This window comes from Spirosoma foliorum, from assembly GCF_014117325.1.
GTDB classification, from domain to species: Bacteria; Bacteroidota; Bacteroidia; order Cytophagales; family Spirosomataceae; genus Spirosoma; species Spirosoma foliorum.
Map to the genome: position 1 here is coordinate 5,544,153 of NZ_CP059732.1, position 21,792 is coordinate 5,565,944.

General features: G+C 47.1%; 20 protein-coding genes. 13 read left to right on the plus strand and 7 right to left on the minus strand.

Features of this window, described 5'->3' with window-relative positions:
• Positions 1–55: 55 nt before the first annotated feature.
• Positions 56–1,351 (minus strand): aminopeptidase P family protein, encoded by a 1,296-nt coding sequence (locus H3H32_RS23460; protein ID WP_182458031.1) that lies wholly within the window; start codon positions 1,349–1,351, stop codon positions 56–58.
• A 185-nt stretch (positions 1,352–1,536) separates the two neighbouring features.
• Between H3H32_RS23460 and H3H32_RS23465 the strand changes: the two genes are divergently transcribed.
• From H3H32_RS23465 to H3H32_RS23480, 4 genes are all read left to right on the plus strand, one after another.
• Entirely contained in the window at positions 1,537–3,072 is a 1,536-nt protein-coding gene (locus H3H32_RS23465; protein ID WP_182458032.1) for a S8 family serine peptidase, read from the plus strand.
• Between the two features lie 174 nt (positions 3,073–3,246).
• Positions 3,247–4,077: a hypothetical protein gene (locus tag H3H32_RS23470; protein WP_182458033.1), complete on the plus strand. Its 831-nt coding sequence runs from the start codon at positions 3,247–3,249 to the stop codon at positions 4,075–4,077.
• Between the two features lie 96 nt (positions 4,078–4,173).
• Positions 4,174–4,845 carry a response regulator transcription factor gene (locus H3H32_RS23475; protein ID WP_182458034.1) on the plus strand — a complete coding sequence of 224 codons (672 nt, stop codon included), beginning with the start codon at positions 4,174–4,176 and terminating at the stop codon, positions 4,843–4,845.
• On the plus strand, positions 4,842–6,170 hold the full coding sequence (locus H3H32_RS23480; protein WP_182458035.1) for a sensor histidine kinase: 1,329 nt from the start codon (positions 4,842–4,844) through the stop codon (positions 6,168–6,170). Before H3H32_RS23475 ends, H3H32_RS23480 begins: the two co-directional genes overlap by 4 nt.
• A gap of 109 nt (positions 6,171–6,279) precedes the next feature.
• On the opposite strand, the gene rfaD is transcribed toward H3H32_RS23480, so the two are convergent.
• Positions 6,280–7,245 carry an ADP-glyceromanno-heptose 6-epimerase gene (gene rfaD / locus H3H32_RS23485; RefSeq protein WP_182458036.1) on the minus strand — a complete coding sequence of 322 codons (966 nt, stop codon included), beginning with the start codon at positions 7,243–7,245 and terminating at the stop codon, positions 6,280–6,282.
• A 267-nt stretch (positions 7,246–7,512) separates the two neighbouring features.
• Between rfaD and H3H32_RS23490 the strand changes: the two genes are divergently transcribed.
• Both H3H32_RS23490 and lpxB read left to right on the plus strand, forming a co-directional pair.
• The gene (locus H3H32_RS23490) at positions 7,513–7,929 is read left to right on the plus strand and encodes a 6-pyruvoyl trahydropterin synthase family protein (protein ID WP_182458037.1); all 417 of its coding nucleotides are present in this window, start codon (positions 7,513–7,515) and stop codon (positions 7,927–7,929) included.
• A 91-nt stretch (positions 7,930–8,020) separates the two neighbouring features.
• Positions 8,021–9,142, plus strand: a complete 1,122-nt coding sequence (gene lpxB, locus H3H32_RS23495; RefSeq protein ID WP_182458038.1) for a lipid-A-disaccharide synthase — start codon at positions 8,021–8,023, stop codon at positions 9,140–9,142.
• Between the two features lie 111 nt (positions 9,143–9,253).
• On the opposite strand, the gene H3H32_RS23500 is transcribed toward lpxB, so the two are convergent.
• Positions 9,254–10,234 (minus strand): UDP-glucuronic acid decarboxylase family protein, encoded by a 981-nt coding sequence (locus tag H3H32_RS23500; protein WP_182458039.1) that lies wholly within the window; start codon positions 10,232–10,234, stop codon positions 9,254–9,256.
• A 56-nt stretch (positions 10,235–10,290) separates the two neighbouring features.
• Positions 10,291–11,622, minus strand: coding sequence for a UDP-glucose dehydrogenase family protein (locus H3H32_RS23505; RefSeq protein WP_182458040.1), 1,332 nt, complete (start codon positions 11,620–11,622; stop codon positions 10,291–10,293).
• 367 nt (positions 11,623–11,989) lie between these two features.
• Between H3H32_RS23505 and H3H32_RS23510 the strand changes: the two genes are divergently transcribed.
• Positions 11,990–13,132 carry an acyl-CoA dehydrogenase family protein gene (locus H3H32_RS23510; RefSeq protein WP_182458041.1) on the plus strand — a complete coding sequence of 381 codons (1,143 nt, stop codon included), beginning with the start codon at positions 11,990–11,992 and terminating at the stop codon, positions 13,130–13,132.
• A 92-nt stretch (positions 13,133–13,224) separates the two neighbouring features.
• On the opposite strand, the gene H3H32_RS23515 is transcribed toward H3H32_RS23510, so the two are convergent.
• Positions 13,225–13,467, minus strand: coding sequence for a GlsB/YeaQ/YmgE family stress response membrane protein (locus H3H32_RS23515; RefSeq protein WP_182458042.1), 243 nt, complete (start codon positions 13,465–13,467; stop codon positions 13,225–13,227).
• Between the two features lie 69 nt (positions 13,468–13,536).
• The gene (gene pgeF / locus H3H32_RS23520) at positions 13,537–14,301 is read right to left on the minus strand and encodes a peptidoglycan editing factor PgeF (RefSeq protein ID WP_182458043.1); all 765 of its coding nucleotides are present in this window, start codon (positions 14,299–14,301) and stop codon (positions 13,537–13,539) included.
• Positions 14,302–14,579: 278 nt separating this feature from the next.
• Between pgeF and H3H32_RS23525 the strand changes: the two genes are divergently transcribed.
• The 5 genes from H3H32_RS23525 (at position 14,580) to glgB (ending at position 19,681) form a co-directional block, all read left to right on the plus strand.
• Entirely contained in the window at positions 14,580–14,978 is a 399-nt protein-coding gene (locus tag H3H32_RS23525) for a T9SS type A sorting domain-containing protein (protein ID WP_182458044.1), read from the plus strand.
• 194 nt (positions 14,979–15,172) lie between these two features.
• Positions 15,173–16,828, plus strand: coding sequence for a putative maltokinase (locus H3H32_RS23530; RefSeq protein ID WP_182464461.1), 1,656 nt, complete (start codon positions 15,173–15,175; stop codon positions 16,826–16,828).
• 78 nt (positions 16,829–16,906) lie between these two features.
• A complete protein-coding gene (locus H3H32_RS23535; RefSeq protein ID WP_182458045.1) occupies positions 16,907–17,107 on the plus strand; it encodes a hypothetical protein in 201 nt (66 codons plus the stop codon).
• Entirely contained in the window at positions 17,082–17,582 is a 501-nt protein-coding gene (locus H3H32_RS23540) for a DUF6169 family protein (RefSeq protein ID WP_182458046.1), read from the plus strand. The genes H3H32_RS23535 and H3H32_RS23540 overlap by 26 nt, the downstream gene beginning before the upstream one ends.
• A gap of 83 nt (positions 17,583–17,665) precedes the next feature.
• Complete coding sequence (gene glgB / locus H3H32_RS23545) at positions 17,666–19,681, plus strand: 1,4-alpha-glucan branching protein GlgB (RefSeq protein WP_182458047.1); 2,016 nt, start codon at positions 17,666–17,668, stop codon at positions 19,679–19,681.
• A gap of 82 nt (positions 19,682–19,763) precedes the next feature.
• Here glgB and H3H32_RS23550 read toward each other — a convergent pair whose 3' ends face one another.
• Entirely contained in the window at positions 19,764–20,726 is a 963-nt protein-coding gene (locus tag H3H32_RS23550) for an alpha-E domain-containing protein (protein ID WP_182458048.1), read from the minus strand.
• Between the two features lie 250 nt (positions 20,727–20,976).
• Between H3H32_RS23550 and H3H32_RS23555 the strand changes: the two genes are divergently transcribed.
• A complete protein-coding gene (locus tag H3H32_RS23555; protein ID WP_182458049.1) occupies positions 20,977–21,777 on the plus strand; it encodes an NIPSNAP family protein in 801 nt (266 codons plus the stop codon).
• The last annotated feature ends 15 nt before the right edge of the window (positions 21,778–21,792 follow it).

Genomic DNA, 21,792 nt, shown 5'->3' on the forward strand with positions numbered 1-21,792 from the left:
ATGATAGTATGCGTCAGCAACAATTTATCATTCATCATTTATAATTCATCATTCATTACCTATTCATCAAGTCTTCTATAGCTTCGGCTTCGAGCGGAATATTGGCCATCAAATCAATATTACCCGACTCCGTAATCAGGATGTTGTTTTCCAGGCGAATCCCTAGTTTCTCTTCACGGATATAAATACCGGGTTCAACGGTGAAAACCATACCCGGCTCCATTCGCCGATATTTGTTGCCAACATCGTGCACATCAAGCCCCAGAAAATGCGACGTGCCGTGCATGAAATACTTTTTGTATAAAGGCGCGTCAGGGTCCTGCTTCGCAACCTCATCACGATCTAGCAGCCCTAATCCAATTAGTTCGCCTTCCATTACCTTACCCACTTCCCGGTGATATTCGTCCCAAAGATTACCAGGGCGGAGCATCTGTGTGGCTTCTTTCATCACCCGTAAAACAGCATCATAAACAGCGCGCTGACGTGCCGTAAATCGACCATTGACGGGTACAGAGCGGGTCATATCGGCATTGTAGTTCGCGTACTCAGCGCCAATATCCAACAGAATCACATCACCATCCTGACATTGCTGGCTATTGTCAATATAATGCAATACACAGGCGTTGGCTCCCGAAGCAATAATAGGACTATAGGCTGAGCCCCGCGAGCGGTTCTTCAGGTATTCGTGCATCATTTCGGCCTCGATTTCATACTCCCAAACGCCGGGTTTAATGAACCCAAGCAACCGATGGAACATCTTGTCGGTAATATCGATAGCAGTCTGAATAAGGGGAATTTCCTGAGGTTGTTTAATGGCTCGCAGGTAGTGCATCAATGGTGCAAGTCGCTCCAGATGATGCAGTGGATATTTCTGCCGAAACTCATCGATAAACCGGGCATCGCGCGTCTGAACCTGTACACCAGCACGGGTGTGTTCATTGGTATTCAGATAGATATGCTCGGCTTCGAAAACCATCAGCGTAAAAATCTGCTCGAACTGGTGCGTCCAGTAAATCTGCTTCTGCGGAATTCCCGTTACCTGCTCGGCTTCGGCCTTCGTCAGTTTATGCCCTTCCCAAATTTCGATAAGCTCGCTGGTTTCGCGCAGGAACAAGACCTCACGAAATTTCGGATCGGGATGCTCCGGAAATAACACCAGACATGTTTCTTCCTGATCAACGCCAGTGAGGTAGAACAGGTCATTATTTTGCCGAAAAGTCATTGTGCCATCGGCATTGGTAGGCATAATATCATTGGCATTCACAACAACCAATGATTTAGGTTTCAGCAGATTAGTAAGTCGCTGGCGGTTGTGTACGAAAAGTTGGCTGTCGATGGGTAAATAACGCATACGGTAAACCGTTGAGGCTGGTTTTCTGATTAATTTTGCAAAGAAACTCAAAACCCAGAATAGTTTCTGTGTGTTTTCTAGTTTAGACTTTCGCTGTGAGCCGTTTCAGGGTTCAATTACCCCGCCTAGATAACCGTGGCACGGCTCACAGCGAAAGCCCAATTTGTTTTCTACCTAAACGACTCATGACACTTCGCCACACAGTATTCTTATGCCTGTTGACTTCGCTGCTACAGGCCCAGCCCAACGCAGCGCCTAAGTACTGGGTGTTACTTCGCGATAAAGATCAAACGTCCGCGCCGGCTTTGTCGCAGCAATCGATCACGCAGCGACAGCAACAGAACCTTGCTCTGGACGAGACGGATAAGCCTATTTCGACGGCTTATCTGCATCAATTCAAACAAGCGGGCGTACGTCCCCTTTGTCAGTCTCGCTGGCTCAACGCCGTGTCAGCCTATTTAACGACCGAACAACAGGCGCGGGTTCTTGCCATGCCGTTTGTGAAAGGCATACAGGCCATTGATCCGGCTATTGTCATTACGTCTTTAGATTTACCGGCCAATCTTCAAATGGCGCCGGTCATGACCCAAATTCAGGCCCCCGATTTTGCGAATGCAGGACTAACGGGCCGGTTTGTAAACATTGGTGTGATCGACGCCGGTTTCTTTGGGGCCGACTCAGCCAATGCACTCAAGCATATTTTTGCGCGTGATGGCGTTAAGCGGGTGCGCGATTACGTAAATGAGAAGAAAACCCACGATAATCTGTTTCGCACGCTCGAGACCATGTCCGATTTTCATGGGACCGAAGTGCTGGCCGCTATTGCCGGTAGCGATCCTTCTGAAAACATTCAGTTTGGGTTGGCCACCGATGCTACTTTTTATCTGGCCCGAACCGATCAGGGCAACCGCGAATACCGGGGCGAGGAAGACAATTGGGTAGCCGCTATGGAGTGGATGGACAGTCTTGGAGTTCGGTTGATCAATACTTCGCTGGGTTATGCGAAAGGTATGAGTAACCCGAAAGAAAATTATGAGCCCAGCCAAATGGACGGGCATACGAGTCTCATTAGTCGGGCTGCTCAAATTGCTGCCGACAAAAAAGGGATTCTGATCATTGTATCGGCGGGTAATGAAGGCGACGATCGATCATGGCGAATCATCAGTACCCCAGCCGATGCGCAGGGCGTATTGGCCATTGGTGCTACCAACTCCAGACTCTGGAACCGGATTGGTTACAGCAGTATTGGTCCCGAAAATCTACCTTATCTAAAACCCAACGTTTCTTGTTTTTCGCTGTACGGGACTTCGCTCTCGGCGCCCGTTATTACTGGTTTTGCCGCCTGTATCATGCAGGCCAATCCTAAACTAACGAATAAACAAGTGATGGAGATTATCGAGAAATCGTCGCATTTATATCCCTACGGAAATAATTATGTTGGCTACGGCGTGCCACAGGCATCGCGGGCGCTGGCTTTACTTCGTAATCAGGATATACCATCAAACGTTCGGTCGGTGAAAGCGAATGGCAAATCGTTCACAATTCCCGTCGAAACAACCGAACAAATTGTATCGGTATTTCATAAGAAAAGCGCAACCCACGTTTTGCAGCAGGAAGCAGCTAAGGTTGTCAATGGTAAGTTAACCCTCCGCCGGGCAGCTGACGAAAAACAAACGACCATCGATTTGAAACGGGAAGTGATTGAAGTGGTTTGGGAGTAATTTTTTTCGACAGGATTAACAGGATTGATAGGATTTTTAAATTCATGTAGTCTTGTTAATCCTGTCGAAAAAAACCTTGCCCTGTATGAAGAAAAATTAATTTTCGTTTCAGATCGACCTTAACCTGTGGCTATAGCTTTGCTTCCATAATCAACAGTAAACAACAAATTGACTATGGAAACCAACGCTAAATTAATCGCACTTACGTTACTGACAGCTACGCTGGCCTCGCCTTTTGCAAAAGCCCAACAAGCAGCAGACCCAGGAAATCCTCCTGCCGATGTAGCCATTAATGCCCCTCGCCCTGACTTTCCGGAACACCAGCAGCCAGACGGCCCTGGCCCTCGACATGGTAAGCATCGGGGTGGACCTGGTGGGCCAGGCAATCCACGAGGCCCTCAAGGGCTTCAAGGATTTCAGGGTGGGCATCTTCAGGGGCTTACTTCGTTGACCACTGTTTCGGGCACGGTTGGCCAATGGATTGGCAACGACGATGCCATTCTGGATGGCTTTACACTTAACGCCGGTTCGGGAACGGCTACTACGGTGAAATTCCCTCCCCATTTAGGCCAGCAAGTGCAGAAGGCGATCAAAACGGGTAGTAACGTAAGCGTTTCCGGTTATTCGATGAACGGCCCTAACGGCGAAAACGTATTCAGAATGAACAGCCTGACGGCCGGAAAAACAACGGTTTTTGATACCCCGCCCACTCGTCCGGCAACCGCCCCCGAAACACCAGCATTAGCTACTGCTACCGGAAAAATTGCTGACTATCGACTTGATCGTGGCGGGCGTGTAAATGGCTTGGTGCTGGACGACAAAACAATTGTCAGCATTCCACCACACGTAGCTTATCAGCTCACCGATCTGGCCAAAAAAGGGAGCACCATCACCGTTCAGGGTTATCCCAAAAGCTTACGCGAAGGGCAGGTACAGTTAGAAAAAATGAACATTCTCCGGGCGTCGGTACTAACGATCAACGGACAGCAATATTTAGTTCGCTAACTTAATGGCGAAAGAGTGAATGAGCGAAATAGCGAAACAAACTAGTATGGTCATTTTCGCTCTTTCACTCATTCATTCTTTCGCTCTTTTATTCTCGTGAAAATCCTGGTTATCGAAGATGAGCGTAAACTGGCCCGATTTATCAAGCAGGGCTTGGAACAACATGGCCACGTTGCCGATCTGACGCATTCGGGTTCAGAAGGTCTGGATTTTCTGGCGGGTGGGCTTTACGATCTGGTTCTGCTTGATCTGATGCTACCCGGTCAGACTGGTTTCGAGGTTTTACAAAACCTTCGAACATTCGGGATATCGGTTCCTGTCATTATTTTGTCGGCGCTCAGCGATTCGGATAAAGTGGTGCATGGACTAGACCTCGGCGCTGTTGATTACATGCGCAAGCCTTTTGATTTCAACGAACTTTTGGCGCGCATCCGAGTCTTACAACGCCGAACCACTACCAGCGACAATGTTGTGTTGCGCGTAGCCGATGTGGAAATGCGACTGGTTTCGCACGAGGTACTCAAAAACGGCACAACACTTGACCTTACCAATCGAGAGTTCTCTTTATTGGAATTACTTATGCGTCGGGCAGGACAGTTAGTTACCAAAAATGAAATTGCCGAAAAAGTCTGGTCCGTCGATTTCGATATGGGCAGCAATGTAATTGAAGTCCATATTTACCAGCTCCGCAAAAAGCTGGATTCTCTTGGCAGAACGGGTCTGATTGAAACGCTGATTGGCCGAGGTTATCGATTCAAAACAACATGAGTTTACGCAGCCGCATTGTTCTGGCCGTTACGGCCGTGTTTGCGGCAGTCAGTCTGCTGTCAGGCTGGATGATGCTCAATCGGGCCGAGCGTAGTTTGCAAACCGCTTTCGACCGGGCCGCCCGAACCAGAGCCGAATGGCTTCTCTCGCTTGTTAGCGTAGATCCCGTTGTTCTTCCTTTACCCACAGATCGGGAGCTAGTGCGGATTGTTTATCGCACCTACGGGCATGCTCGCGAGCTTTTTCGAAGCCCTGGTTTTCCGGGTAGTCCTCACAGAGGCAGGCATCGGCTCCCCAGATATGATTCCTATCGGGAGTTAACCGTACAAACATCTTCAGATCAGCTATCGGAGGGACAAATTCTACTAACGCTTGTGGTGCCTGACGCCAGTTTGCGGCAAGATATTCATCAGCTTCGGTGGTTGTTTGGTTTGGGCTGGCTAGTTAGTTTGGTCCTGGCTTTTGCCGCTGGTTATGGTGCCGCAGGCTGGTTATTACGACCAATACAAGCCATTATTAATCAAGCCAATACAATCAGTAAAGCCGGCAATAGTAGTCAACTTACATTGCCCAAAACGCGCGATGAGATTTATCAGCTGACCGACACACTGAACCGAATGTTGGCCAGGATTCGGGAGAATGTGGATTTGCAGCAAAATTTCTTTGGAGCAGCCGCCCACGAGTTACGTACGCCTTTGACCGTCATGAAAACCGGACTGGAAGTAACGATAGCGAATGATCGTGCCGATGCCAGTATCAAACCATTTTTGACCAGTCAATTAGATGAGGTAAGCCGATTAGCGCGCTTAATCGATGAGTTTTTAACCCTTAGCCGACCCGATGAAGCGGCTCAACCATTGAATTTAACCGAAATCAGCGTACCCGTTTTAATTCGTCGTTGCCTTGCTCAATTAGCAACCGTAGCTGAAGATTATGACGTAACCACACGGGTTGATGTAGACGAATCGAGTAAGGAAACTATTCTTACCGATGCGGTTAAGCTCCAGCATATTCTTCTAAATCTAGTCGAAAATGCCATTAAGTACGCCGTTCCGAACAGTACCGTCCTGATTAATCTACACTACACGGATGGCTGGAAAATCCAGGTACAAAACCAGACTGCTCGCGAAAACGGCCCCATAATCGATTTAATGCAGCCCTTTTTCCAGGCCGACCCCTTCAAAGAAGGGCACGGTTTAGGGCTTTGGATCAGTCATCGGTTAACAACACTACTACACGGAGAATTACATCTCGACTGGCAGGCGTTTACCTTCACCAGTGAACTATCCTTGCCCTCATCGCCTACGAGTATTGGTCCAATTTAGATTCTAGAGATTCTTGGGTTCGCCCGCACGGACGAACCCAAGAATCTACGTTGGTAAAGCACTAGTTACTATCAATCAACGGATCGAATGAGCGATAAGATTTGGCTATTTACAGATATTGGCCTTTGCTCAGATAATTCGTTACATAATCGGCAATTCCATCTTCAAGCGAGTGAAAATGTTTTTCGTAGCCTATTGAACGAAGCTTAGACATATTGGCCTGCGTAAAATACTGATACTTGTCGCGGATATCGGCGGGCGTATCGATGAAGTCAATTTCAGGCTCCAGACCAAGCGCATAAAACGTATTCTTAGCCAGATCGAGGAAGGTGCGTGCTTTGCCGCTACCGAGGTTATAGATGCCCGAATTGCGCCGGTGATGCATGAGGAACGAGCAAACCTCAACCACATCTTTCACATAAACGAAATCACGCATCTGTTCGCCGTCGGCAAAATCTGGATTATGTGATCGGAACAACTTCATTTGCCCCGACTTTTTAATCTGGTGATAGGTGTGAAAAATCACGGATGCCATCCGCCCCTTATGGTACTCATTAGGACCGTATACATTGAAGAATTTCAGGCCCGCCCAGAAGAAAGGTTTACGTTCCTGTTCGAGTACCCAAATATCAAACTCGTTCTTCGAATCGCCGTAGGGATTTAGCGGTTTCAGCTGAGGAATCAGCGATTCATTGTCGTCGTAGCCTAATTCGCCAAGACCGTACGTTGCAGCTGAAGAGGCATACACCAGTGGAATTTGATAGTCGATGCAGCGATTCCAGATTTGTTTGGAGTATTCGACGTTCAGGTGCTCAAAAATCTGGCGATCAAACTCGGTTGTATCGGTACGTGCGCCAATGTGGAAAATAAATTCGACTTCCTGATAATTCTGGTCGAGCCAATCAAAAAAATCCTCTCGATCAACTCGCTCCTGAATGCGTTTTCCAGCCAGATTAGCCTCTTTTTCGGGGTATGAGAAATCATCTACTGCAATAATGAAATTGAAGTTTTCCTGATTCAATTTGCTGATCAAACAGCTTCCGATAAAACCGGCGGCTCCCGTAACAATAATCATAAAGTGGTGGCGGTAAACGTGTTCGTCGTGATAATAAGGTAGGTATCAGTGCGAATGAAGGAAAAACGCCCGTAAAGATACATGTTTTCTATTGGAGAATGGAATAGCAGATTTAGTGATTAAATTGTACTTTTCAAATACAGCAAAATTCTCGCTGTCTGGTGCATCTGCTGATGCGGACACTTTTATACCGGCCAAACAGTTCGTACCTTTGCACCCAATTTTCAAATCGGCGTTTCTGGCAACCGCCCCATCTAAACCAGAAAAATGGTCTATATTAACAGAATTGAGCACTTTAACGCAGCCCACCGGCTCTATAATCCAAACTGGTCGGAAGAGCGAAACAAAGAGGTTTTTGGTCCCTGTGCCAATATAAATTGGCATGGACATAACTTCGAATTAATTGTAACCGTCAAAGGCGAACCTGACCCGGATACAGGCTTTGTGATTGATCTAAAATTATTGGGAGACATCATTCGGCGGGAAGTTATTGAGAAAGTTGACCACAAGAACCTGAATCTTGATGTCGATTTTATGCAGGGCAAAATGGCCAGCTGCGAAATCTTCATCATGGAAATCTGGAAAATTCTGGAGCGTGCGCTGGCAAACGTTACCGAAGCGCACCTGCATCAGCTCCGGCTCTACGAAACGCCAAAAAACTTTGTCGATTATTTTGGCGAATAAGTTTTTATGTATGATGTATTATATAGGATATATGATATGTGGTCAGTAATCCTACATAATACACCCTATATAATAGATCATACATCTTTACATGAACTATTACCTCATTGCCGGCGAACGTTCTGGCGACCTTCACGGTGCCAATTTAATACGGGCCATTCATCACCACGATTCCTCTGCACAGTTTCGGGCTTATGGTGGTGAACAAATGGAAGCCGCTGGAGCAGTGCTCGTGCGTCATTACCGCGAGATGGCGTTTATGGGATTTCTGGAAGTTGCCAAAAACCTCGGCACCATCCGCCGGATCATGCGCGAATGCCAGGCAGATCTATTAGCTCATCGACCCGACGCCTTAATTCTTATCGACTATGCGGGATTTAATCTTCGAATGGCTCGATTCGCGAAGAAGCATGGTATTCGGGTGTTTTATTACATCTCCCCCAAAGTCTGGGCCTGGAATCAGCGTCGCGCCTTGAAGATTAAAGCAACCGTCGACAAGCTGTTTACCATTCTGCCGTTCGAGACTGAATTCTTTGCCAAGTACGATTATAAAGTTGACTACGTTGGTAACCCGTTGCTCGACGCGCTAGCCGAATTCCAGCCAGATCCAGCCTTTCGGTCAACAAACGACTTAGGCAACGAGCCAATCATTGCGTTATTACCCGGTAGCCGCCATCAGGAAATCACGTCAATTCTGCCCGTAATGCTTCAAGTTACCCGCCAGTTCCCAGACTATCAATTCGTTGTTGGCACGGTGAGTAATCTTCCTAAAGAACTCTACGCCAATTTATTGGCCAGTTACCCCAGTGTGAAACGCGTTGAGGATGCCGCCTATGATCTGCTCCATGTATCGACGGCCGCACTCGTTACTTCCGGAACGGCTACTCTCGAAACGGCCCTTCTGAACATCCCGCAGGTAGTTTGTTACAAAACAACCGGCATTAGCTATGCCATTGCCAAACGACTCATTGCAGTACCCTTTATCTCGCTCGTAAACCTGATTGCCGATCGCGAAGTCGTGAAAGAGCTGATTCAAAACGATCTTACGCCGGAGCGCACGACAACAGAACTGCGCGCTATTTTACCGGGCAATTCTGGTCGGGACGTTCAGTTGGCTGGCTATGCTGATGTCCAGCAAAAAATGGGCGAACCGGGCGCATCTGAACGAGCGGGCCAGCTAATGGTAGCCGATTTGCAGAAGTTAGCTTCATAAAAAAACCTGCACGCCATGTGGCTCGCAGGTTTTTATTAGACAGCTAAAGGTGTACTGCCAAGGCAGTTACTGAAGTAAAATTATGAATTTTTTTAGTAACTACAATAGCGATTACTGCTTCACAAACTCGCGGTGATAGGCAGCCTTATAGAGTTCTTCTTCGGGCAAACTCTTAAAATAATCGTAGGTCACTTTTAACCCTTCCGCTCGGGAAACTTTAGGCTCCCAGCCCAAAATAGCCTTTGCTTTTGTAATATCGGGCTGCCGTTGCTTCGGATCATCGGTAGGCAAGTCTTTGAAAATCAACTGCTGGGTTGTTCCCGTAAGCTTGATAATCTCTTCACCAAACTCCTTAATTGTAATTTCCGACGGGTTACCAATATTAACGGGGTAGGCATAGTCGCTGAGTAGCAATCGGTAAATACCTTCTACCAGATCATCTACGTAACAGAACGAACGAGTCTGACTTCCGTCACCAAAAACGGTCAGGTCTTCACCGCGCAATGCCTGACCAATAAAGGCGGGCAATACCCGACCATCGTTCAGGCGCATGCGAGGACCATACGTATTAAAAATACGAACGATACGTGTTTCCAGACCGTGGTAGGTGTGGTACGCCATCGTAATGGCTTCCTGAAACCGCTTCGCTTCATCATATACACCCCGAGGACCTACCGGATTCACATTACCCCAATATTCTTCGGGCTGTGGGTGAACATTTGGGTCTCCGTATATTTCTGAAGTAGACGCAATCAGAACGCGGGCACCCTTTACTCTTGCTAAACCAAGACAGTTGTGAATACCCAACGAACCTACTTTCAGCGTCGGAATTGGAATTTTGAGGTAATCAATCGGGCTGGCGGGCGAGGCAAAATGCAGGATGTAATCCAATTCGCCCGGCACGTGGATGTATTTAGATACATCGTGGTGATAGAACTCAAAATTTGGCAGATGGAAGAGGTGCTCAATATTACGGATATCGCCCGTAATAAGATTATCCATTGCCATCACATGGTAGCCCTCCTTGATAAACCGATCGCAGAGGTGCGATCCCAAAAATCCGGCTCCGCCAGTAATTAGTACACGCTTCATTTAACAGAAAAGGTTTGTAGTTTGTAGGTAGCCATTGCTCGATCCTACAAACAGATTTAAATTTTTTGCTCTACTGGAGCCAGAACAGTTTCGCGGCCGACCGAATAATAGGTATAGTTCTGTTCTCGCATCTGGTCGAGTTCGTATACATTACGGCCGTCGAAAATTAGTTTATTTTTCAATAATAAATTCATTTTGTCGAAATCAGGCGTGCGGAAGAGCGGCCATTCGGTAATGACTACCAGCGCATCAGCATCGTCCAAAGCAGCATACTGCGTGTGCGCGTAGGTAATGGCATTACCAATTTGCTCCCGTACATTATCCATGGCTTCTGGGTCATAAACGGTCACTTTTGCGCCGGCATCAAGCAGCGCCTGGATATTATCCAGCGCGGGCGCTTCACGAATATCGTCGGTATAAGGCTTAAAGGCCAGCCCCCAAACGGCAATTGTTTTACCAGTTAAATCTCCACCAAAGTGGCCCAGAATCTGTGGCAGCAACTTCGTTTTTTGCAGATAATTCACTTCCATGACAGATTTCAACACTTTGAAATCATAATCGAAGTCTTTGGCTGTTTTAGCCAACGCCTGTACGTCTTTCGGGAAACAACTTCCGCCATAACCAATACCGGCAAACAGGAACCGCTTACCAATCCGGCTATCGGTACCGATACCCCGACGAATATCGTCGACGTTGGCACCTGCCCGTTCGCACAGGTTGGCGATTTCGTTCATAAACGTGATTTTCGTGGCCAGGAATGCATTGGCAGCATATTTGGTCATTTCAGCCGAACGCTCGTCCATGAAAATAACGGGGTTACCCTGACGTACCAGCGGTGCATAAAGCCGATTCATAACGGCTTTTGCGCGATCAGATTTCGTTCCGATGACAACACGGTCCGGCTTCATAAAGTCTTCGACAGCTACCCCTTCCCGCAAAAATTCAGGGTTCGATACGACATCGAAATCAACCTTGGCATTGTCGGCAATGTGTGCATGCACTTTTTCGGCTGTACCAACAGGTACTGTACTTTTATCGACAATAACTGCATACTGACTCAGAATTGGGCCAAGATCGCTGGCTACTTTCAGAATATATTTCAAATCGGCCGAGCCATCTTCACCGGGAGGAGTTGGTAAGGCCAGGAAGATTACTTCCGCTCCTTTAATACCTTCTTCCAGATTTGTGGTAAACGATAGCCGTCCTTCCTCAACGTTCCGATGAAATAAGGTTTCCAAACCGGGTTCGTAGATGGGGACTATTCCATTATTTAGTTTTTCAACTTTACGTACATCAATATCAACACACGTAACCTGATTACCCGTTTCGGCAAAGCATGTTCCAGTAACTAAGCCCACGTATCCGGTTCCAACAACTGCTAGTTTCATATAGTTATATCATCTAAAATTTCTATAGTAATTTATACAGACTAGTTTGCCTGCCTGATGTCACAAAAATAGGAGTTTTTTTATACCAGCCTATAATTCGTACCTAATTGTGATGTAATGATTGATTAAGCGGCCAGCTGAGAATCGTGTCTTTCAAAAATTAGCTTAAAGTGTAAATCTGACACCATTGAACAACAGAGAGCAATTACAAGTTACTCTATTTCATCCAATAACTGCCTGTTCTATGCGTGTAAGTCTATTTCAGAGCGAAATGGTATAATTACTAAGGGCAGCAAAAAAAAGATTGGAGTTAAACCAGAATTTATTGAAATTACTATTCACACACGGTAGCAGACAGCTAATTTTTATGACAAACGAAATTGTAGAAAATCAAGAATTAATAGCTCAGTCAGTGCGCGATTTAAGTGAACGGCTTATCCGTCCAAATGTCCGCCAATGGGACGAAGATCAGCACTTTCCTGCTGAACTGTTTCGCCAGTTAGGCGAGCAGGGACTGATGGGCATGCTTGTTCCTACGACTTATAATGGAACGGGCCTTGGCTATCGTGAATATGTAACGGCTATTGTCGAACTGGCTCGTGTCGATGGGTCAGTTGGCTTGTCGATGGCTGCACACAACTCACTCTGTACCAACCACATATTACTGTTTGGCAACGAACAACAGAAGCAAGACTATCTGCCCCGATTAGCAACCGGTGAATGGTTGGGTGCCTGGGGGCTAACCGAACCCAACACAGGCTCCGATGCTGGAAACATGCGCACAACAGCGGTCCGAGATGAATCGGGGGATTGGGTGTTGAACGGGTCAAAAAACTTTATTACGCACGGGAAAAGCAGTAATATAGCCGTAGTAATTGCGCGTACAGGCGAACCGAATAAACCACATAACGCAACGGCTTTCATTATTGAGCGGGGCACACCTGGCTTTTCAGGCGGTCGGAAAGAAGATAAATTAGGGATGCGCGCGTCGGAAACGGCGGAAATGCTATTTCAGGATTGCCGAATTCCAGATAGTCAACGACTCGGTGCTGTTGGCGATGGTTTTGTACAGTCGCTGAAGGTTCTTGATGGCGGCCGGATTTCGATAGCAGCCCTAAGTCTGGGCATTGCCTATGGTGCTTATGATGCAGCCCTCGCCTATGCTCAGGAGCGTGAACAGTTCGGCCAGCCGATTGCTAATTTTCAGGGAATCAGCTTTAAACTCGCCGATATGGCTACTGAAATTGAAGCCGCCAAGCTCCTGACGTATCAGGCTGCCGACCTAAAAGATGCTGGCAAATCGGTTACGAAAGAGTCGGCAATGGCGAAATTGTTTGCGTCGGAAACAGCCGTACGCGTGGCTAATGAAGCAGTTCAGATTTTTGGAGGCTATGGCTATATTAAGGATTTTCCCGTAGAGAAGTTTTACCGAGACGCCAAGCTCTGTACAATCGGAGAAGGCACCAGCGAAATTCAGAAGCTGGTAATTTCAAGGCAGATATTGAAGTAAAGGGAGCAAAAGAAGAAGGGGACGAAAGAGAAAAAGGACTGCATTTAGTGCCCTTTTTCCCTTTCGTCCCCTTTCTCCTTTGCTCCCTCTTTTTACACCGTACTGCTACGTCCTTTAATCAAGGCTGCAATACCAAGAATAATAACTGCACCTACAAAGGCGGTAAGAATCTGATCCAGAACACTACCACCACTGCCAAATATTAAGCCGCCAACAAACCCACCGGCAATACCGAGCAGGATTTCAGCGAACAGCGAAAACGAAAACCGTTTGAATACGAGGTCGGCCAGCCAACCGGCTACGGCACCTACCAAAATTGATATTAAGAGTCCCATAATTATTTAATTATTAAGCGTTGAGTGATTAGTAAAAACAGTTATATAACCGGGACTCATCTATTTTGTTCAATTTGCTAAGCCAATCACAGCTAACATCCGTCCGGTTTGCCCGTGTTCGGCACGGTGTGAAAAGAAGTCGCTGTTATTCAGTACCGTCGAAAAAGGAGAAACGCCAATCTGTTCGACAGGAATGCCAAAGCCAGTGAGTTGATTGGCATTGGCTCGTTTTAAATCAATGTACCCTTTGCCTGTTTCAGCATCAACCCGTTTCAGTTCTGACTCAAACTGTTCGGCTACCTCCGCTCCCACCTCAAACGAGCATTCATCAATGCACGTCCCGATGTACGCATAACAGTGTTCGGCAGAGGTTCCAAATTGTTGCTTCATTTGGTCAAGCGTTTTCGTTACAATGCTGCCAACGGTTCCGCGCCAACCCGCATGGATAGCCGCAACCGCCCGATGTTTCGAATCATAAATCAAAATCGGCACACAATCGGCAACGGTTACGCCAATCAACAAGCCGGGTTTATCTGTAATCAACGCATCGTACCCCTCGAAACGCCCAGCCTCAACAGTGTACAAAATCTTCATCCCATGCACCTGATACGATGAAGCAAATGCGTGTGCTGGCGCACCAATCGCAGTAAAGAAACGGCGACGGTTCTCATCGACATTGGACTGACTATCGTCTGTATTGATGCCTAAGTTAAGCGACGAAAAAGGAGCCGGACTAACTCCCCCGTGCCGGGTACTCTCGGCCGCAATGAGGCCTGGAAATGGATCGAAAATGGCAGGACTTATATGGAGCGATGCAACGGTAAGCTCAGTCATCGTAATGCAGGAAATTGGCTCACCAAAGTTAACCATTATTACACGCTAATAAGCAGAACTGCCGCTCCTGTACTTTTTGCCACAGTTCAACCTAACCATTCCCTCAACCATCCTTGCTTTCTCACCATTCATCCCGTTATCCAACCATTCCAGTAGTTTGCAATGCATAGTACCAGCTATAGCCTATACCTTTGACTCAACAAATCGGGAACAACCCCGCTAAACAGTAAGCAACAACCCTAAATAGTAGACAACAACCCTTTAAACACATAACCAACATGAAAACGCTCATTAAATCAATCGCATTTGTTCTTACGCTCGGTATCGCTTCGTCAACAGTATCGTTGGCCGATGTTAATCCAGGTACACGTTCTGCAACGGCAGTAGCTTACAAAACAGGTATTTACTCAACGCCTTATGGCCAACTCAACATTGCCCTCGACAAAGAAAAAGGTGGGGCAGTTGATGTTCGCTTAAAAGGAACCGATGGCAAAGTGCTCTACAGCGAGCATGTCGGTAAAAACGAGCGCAACTACCGGGTGCGTCTTAATATGACCGAGTTGGCCGACGGCGTATATCAGGTAGAAGTGACCAATGGGGTAGAAACCACCATCCAGAACGTGACGATCTCAACCTCTCAGCCAATTACCGCTAGCCGTACAGTTTCGATAAACTAGATTTCATCATTCACTACCAATTAAAACCCTTGCTCAGCCAGACTGAGCGAGGGTTTTCTATGTTTAGGGAGGAAAATTCAGTCTGTCAATTGAGTTGAGATATTTATTCTATATTCAAGAAATTTTTGACCTTCATCGTGAAAACAATACACGATGGAAACTGCTTGCTAAGAAAGTATTTCAGAATGCCACTCATGCTCAGTAATCAGCCCTTATCATCTACCCTTGCCTGGCCCGCTATTGCCTCCGACACAACTTTCTGGACAACGTTGGCGCAAACCTTGTTGCCACCCTATGTAAATACGTGTCGCTGGTTTGCCGGGAAGGCCCGTCAGCAGACTGGTTTTTCGATCCAGACAATTCACTCCCTCACGCTGCCTGATGGTGATCTGGCGTTCCTGCTAATTCTGGAGGCCAGCTATGCCGATGGTGTTCCAGAAAGCTACCTTCTACCGGTTTCATTGCTAAACAAAACAGCCGCAGCAGCGCTGGCCGACGTACCCGAAAAAGGACGTATTGGCGACGTAACGATCGCTGGACAAACGGCCCTATTGATCGATGCGATTTACGACGAGCGATTCCGACAGGTCTTATTTACAGCGATTTATCAGAATCAATCGTTTGCCCAGGCTAACGGCCAACTGACTTTTCACCGGGGCAAAGGCCTGGAAGAAGGCGACGACAACTTACCCTCGCGGGTACTGCCCGTCGATTCGAGCAACTCGGCTATGACATTCGGCGATAAATACTTCCTGAAACTCTACCGGAAACTCTTCGAGGAAACAAACCCCGAGGTAGACATGGTGGCCTTTTTGACCGATGAGAGCAACTTTACGCACATTCCGGCTTTCGGTGGTAGCATTGTCTGGAAACGCCCCGCTAGTCCCGATGTAACGCTGGGCATGGTGCAACGCATGGTGCCTAACGATAAAGATTCCTGGATGCAGACTGGCGACTATCTGAATGATTTCCTGTACGGCGTTCCGCAACGCATGTTTGCCATTCGGGAAGATGTGTTTGATAAAGTTGAATTGCTGGGTAAGCGAACAGGCGAAATGCATTGTGCGCTGTACAAACCCGACCGCGACGACGTACCAACCGATCCCGCTTTTGCTCCCGAACCGTTTACCGACGAGTATCGCAGCTTCTTGATCAAACGTTTTGAAGACCTACTCGAACGACGCTATGCGCTACTGATTGACAATTACACCAAACTCGATCCGCTGGCGCAGCGTTTGGCCTGGGTGTTTATGGAAGCCAAAGAAATGATCGAAACATTCATTGCCGATTTCCGAACCCGCCCACTCGACTCACTTCGTATTCGAATTCACGGCGATTATCACCTTGGTCAAGTACTGGCAACAGCCACCGATTTCGTAGTGATCGATTTCGAAGGGGAACCCGAAAGCACCATTACCGAACGCAAGATCAAGCACTCGCCCCTCAAGGATGTGGCGGGTATGATTCGGTCGTATCATTATGCGGTATCCGCTAAACTGTTCAACTCAACCGAAACCGATAACCTCGATCCTGATCATTTGCAGCGGGTATCCGATCGCTGGTTTTATTTGATTCGGGACACATTTCTGGACGCCTATCTGGATGTGTTTGGAGCACCGCACCCACTCTTTAAAAACAACAGCGAAATCAACTTTTTACTCCTGATTTACCTGCTCGAAAAAGCGGTGTATGAATTGGGGTATGAAATCAGCTACCGGCCAGCCTGGGTAAAAATTCCACTTAAAGGCATCATCGATGTTGTTCGCGAAATCGAAAAAATTCGCCTGAGTGATGGAAACTCTGTACCCGACGTACCGATGTTACAAACGGGCTTGTTGCAAGTAAAATAGGGACGTGTCCGTTATAAAACCGTCAGGAACATCATTTTAGCAAAAAACGTTACATTTGGCATATAGACAGGAAACGCCATGAATACTGAAACGCTTACTCCCGACGAACAGGCCCGTGCACAATACCGGCTGGAATTCGCCCGCGCCTGGATGGCCCGGAAGCGACAGGAGCAGCAGGAAATGATTGAGGAAGCGAAAACTGACCCAATGATTATAGCTGCATTTGACGAACTAAAACGACGCAATATTGAACGTGGAACAACCATTATCGAGTTATAATTTTACGTTTATTGGTGGCCCAAAATCAATTTACATTTTTGAAACTCGATTTGGTGCAGAGTACGAAATAAAATTCAAGCCCAGTGGCTATTTAGTTGATAATCCAGCCTTTGAAGATTTTGCCTTTGAAATGGTTATCGTACTGACTGCAAATCCATATACCCCCAGGCTACCGCCGGTTGATGCACTTATGTCGGCGACGATTCGAGCAATCGTTGCCGATTTTTTTAAGACTCATGAACGGGTAGTCATTTACATCTGCGACGACTCCGACTCTAAAGCTGATTCTTGCCGGAAGCTGTTCGACCGTTGGTTCGGGCGATATAAAAAAGAAATATTTGTCAAACTTAACGTACCACTTGGCGTCGACGAAGATGGTATGGCTTATTCGGTTGAGCTAATATCCCGGTTTGACAATCCGCACTTCATGGCTATTTACGAGTCGTTCAAACGAACTGTCTCCGGCGAAAAATAATAGCCTCGTTAACCGTCCCGCTTTTTTTTTTAACTTTCCGACTCCGATTACGTTCTACAATGAGCGTATTACCCTTTTAACCTATGGCAAAACGAAAACCGACTACGCCCCCGGCACAAGCCGACTCGTCGATACAACCCACCTTACCTGAACCAGCTATTAGCCAGGCAGCTCCGGCCGAAGTGCCAGCACAGAACGACGGCCCTTATTCTCGATTTACCGATTTCGATATTCATTTGTTTCGGGCCGGAAAGCACCAGCGGCTTTACGAAAAATTTGGCTCGCATACCGTCGAATACAATGGTGTTGTAGGGACCTACTTCGCCGTATGGGCTCCTTCGGCACGTTATGTGGCTGTTATTGGTAATTTCAATGGCTGGGATAAAGGCAGTCATCCCTTAAATGTTCGATGGGATTCGTCAGGCATTTGGGAGGGATTCATTCCCCATATTGGCCGGGGCGAAACCTATAAATATTTTATTGTTCACGAAAGTGGCCGTGAACTGGAAAAAGGCGATCCATACGCCCATTGGTGGGAAGTTCCGCCCAAAACCGCTTCGGTCGTTTGGGATACCTACTACGAATGGAACGACCAGGATTGGATGGCTAATCGTCATGCTAAAAATTCGCTCAACGCGCCTATTTCAGTGTATGAGATGCACATGGCCTCCTGGCGACGTGATCCAGGTAACCCTGAGCGAGAGTTGAGCTATGGCGAAATTGCCGACGCGCTGGTGCCATACTTACAGGATATGGGCTTTACGCACGTTGAGTTCATGCCGGTAATGCAATACCCTTATGCTCCTTCGTGGGGGTACCAGATTACAGGTTATTTTGCGCCGAGTAGCCGATTTGGTACACCGCAGGAGTTTATGCAACTCGTTGATCGGCTGCACCAGGCAGGCATTGGCGTGCTGTTGGACTGGGTTCCCTCCCACTTCCCAGGTGATGCCCACGGCTTATACGAGTTCGATGGCTCGCATTTGTACGAACATCCCGACATGCGGAAAGGCTATCATCCCGACTGGAAAAGCTACGTTTTCAACTACGGTCGACCTGAGGTTCGTTCGTTTTTGTTGAGTAACGCCCTGTTCTGGCTCGATCGTTGCCATGCTGATGGACTCCGCGTTGATGCAGTTGCGTCGATGCTCTATCTGGATTACTCCCGAAATGCGGGCGAATGGGAGCCTAATATTTTTGGTGGTCGAGAGAACCTGGATACGATCTCGCTGTTCAAGGAAATTAACGAAGCCATTTACAAAGAATACCCAGATACCCAGACGATTGCCGAAGAATCGACCGCCTTCCCCGGTGTATCGAGACCCGTTTATACGGGAGGCTTAGGCTTTGGCATGAAATGGATGATGGGGTGGATGAATGACACTCTTCGGTATTTCGAGCGCGATCCAGCTTTCCGCAAGTTCCACCAGGACGAACTAACCTTCAGTACGATTTATGCCTTTACCGAAAACTTCATGCTGCCTCTTTCGCACGATGAAGTGGTATATGGTAAACAATCGCTGGTGGGTAAAATGCCGGGCGATGAGTGGCAACGCTTTGCTAACCTGAGGTTATTGTTTGCGTATATGTTTACGCACTCAGGCACCAAACTGCTGTTTATGGGCGGTGAATTTGGACAAACGTCTGAGTGGAAATTCGACAACAGTCTCGACTGGCATTTGCTGAATTACGGTCCGCACAAAGGCATGGCGGCTTGTGTAAAAGCCCTCAATAACCTCTATAAATCCGAACCGGCCTTATACGAACGGAATTTCACGGCAGACGGCTTTGAATGGATTGATACGACAGACCGTGAAAATACGGTTGTTACGTATTGCCGCAAAGGCAACAATCCCGACGACTTCTTACTGATTATCCTGAATATGACCCCGATCCCACGAACCAATTATCGTATTGGTGTGCCTTTGGCCGGGACTTATAAGGAAGTCTTTAACAGCGATGCAACCGATTTTTATGGAAGTGGAGTGGGCAATACGTCACCGCTTGCCAGCGAAGGAGAAACGTGGCACGGTCGTCCTCAATCGCTTCAGATTAATGTGCCTCCATTAGGCGCGGTCGTTCTGAAGTTAATTAATTAGTGATTGAGTGATTGAGTGATTGAGTGAATAAAGCTAACGCGTGGTAATCACTCAATCACTCAATCATTCAATCACTAATTAATTAAACCTCTATCGGTTTCAGATCGAAATAGGTTTCGAAAACAGCTACAGCCGCGTCGTTGGTGCGGGTCTGAAAATTATCAAGGTATTGATGCAGACCTGCTTTAAAGATGTCAGCTGTTTCAGTGAATTCAATCTCCGTGCGAAGTTTGGAAAGTGTTCGTTCGGCTGAATTCCCAAATCCTCCCGTAATGTTGTTGCCAGAAATCTCATAAAGCGACAACTCAGCCTGCCGGATACAATGGGCAACCGCACGCGGAAACATCTTGTCCAGAATCAGGAATTCCACAATGCTGGCGGGCGTCAGCGAACGATACTGCTGGCGGTGCATATTATACGCACTAACTGACTTCAACACAGCCGACCAAATCATCAGATCGATGGTTGACCCTACCAATTCTACTTCAGGAAGCAGGGTAAAATATTTCACATCCAGAAAGCGCGATGTTTTATCAGCACGTTCCAGAAAACGACCTAATCGTCCAAAATGCCAGGCTTCGTTGCGCGTAATGGTCGCATCGATAATGCCGTAAAAAAGCTGGATGCTGTTTCGAATTTCTGTGAAAAAATTTTGCGTCTGAATTTCACCCCATTGCTGCTTCGGCGAAGTGTCGCGCACCATTAGGTAAAATTGATTCAGGTGCTCCCACATCTCTTTCGAAATCACTTCGCGAATGGTCCGGGCATTCTCCCGCGCGTAGCTCAAACACGACACAATCGAGTTCGGATTCCGCTTATCGAAGGTCATAAACTGAATCACATTTTCCCGGGTAGGGAGCTTGTAGAACTCTTTAAAGAGGTCATTATCAGCCGTTGCAATCAACAAGGGTTCCCACTGCTGATCAACATTGGGCGGTAAATCGAGGGCCAGATTAAAATTCACACTCATGAAACGGGCATAATTTTCAGCCCGCTCAATGTAGCGATGCATCCAGTAAACAGAATTGGCAACGCGGCTCAGCATAACGTATAAAGTTGGGATAAAACGGTGGATGACCAACAAAAATAGGGATTTGTGCTGGTTCAACAAGACAATAAAACCAATTATAACCTGTTCACAAAACAATCGTCTATTTAAAAGTCTCTCATAGTTTTCGGCATATACCAGTTAGAACGGCTAACAAAATCAATCAAAAGCTAAGCACGCGGTTAGAAAACCAGGCTTTATTCCTTATAGTGTGAAGTATATCTTTACTCCCAAGTTACGCAACTATATGACCTGTAAATTGTATTCACTACTCACTCTTGGTCTGCTCCTGAGTACGGCCACTTTTGCTATGCCTAAGCCGAGTCCAGCTAAGTCGGAACAGTCTGGTACTGCCCCAAGTACTAAATTCTATGAAGTTCGAATCTATCATCCAACGCCGGGTAAATATGCCGAAATTGTGGATCGATTCCGGCAGTATACGACAAAGATTTTCGAGAAACACGGCATGGAAAATATCGGTTACTGGACTCCTACCGATACAACCAACAAAGAGTTAATCTACATTCTGGCTTACCCCAGCCGGGAAGCTCGTGATGCGTCCTGGAAGGCGTTTGGCAGCGACCCCGAGTGGAAAGCAGTTGTGGCCAAAACAGAAGCTAACGGCAAACTGGTTGATCATGTCGATCAGATTTTCATGACCGAGTCAGACATTTCGCCCAAAATTAAAGTAGGTCAGAAATCGCCCGCCCGCACCTTCGAGCTGCGTACCTATACGCCTACTCCCGGCAAACTGGATAACTTGCTGGCGCGTTTCCGTGATCATACCATCAAGCTATTTAGCAAACATGGCATGACGCACATTGGCTACTGGATCACACAGGAAAAAGACCCCAATGCACAGCCTAAACTGGTTTACATTCTGGCTCACCCCAGCGAAGCTGAAGGCAAAGCGCATTTCGAAGAATTCCGCAAAGATCCGAAGTGGGTTGCCGTCAAAGAAGAATCGGAAAAAAATGCAGGCGGATCGCTAACAACCAAAGTAGAGTCGGTCTATATGGTACCAACGGATTACTCGCCTATTAAATAACTCCGGCAAACAACC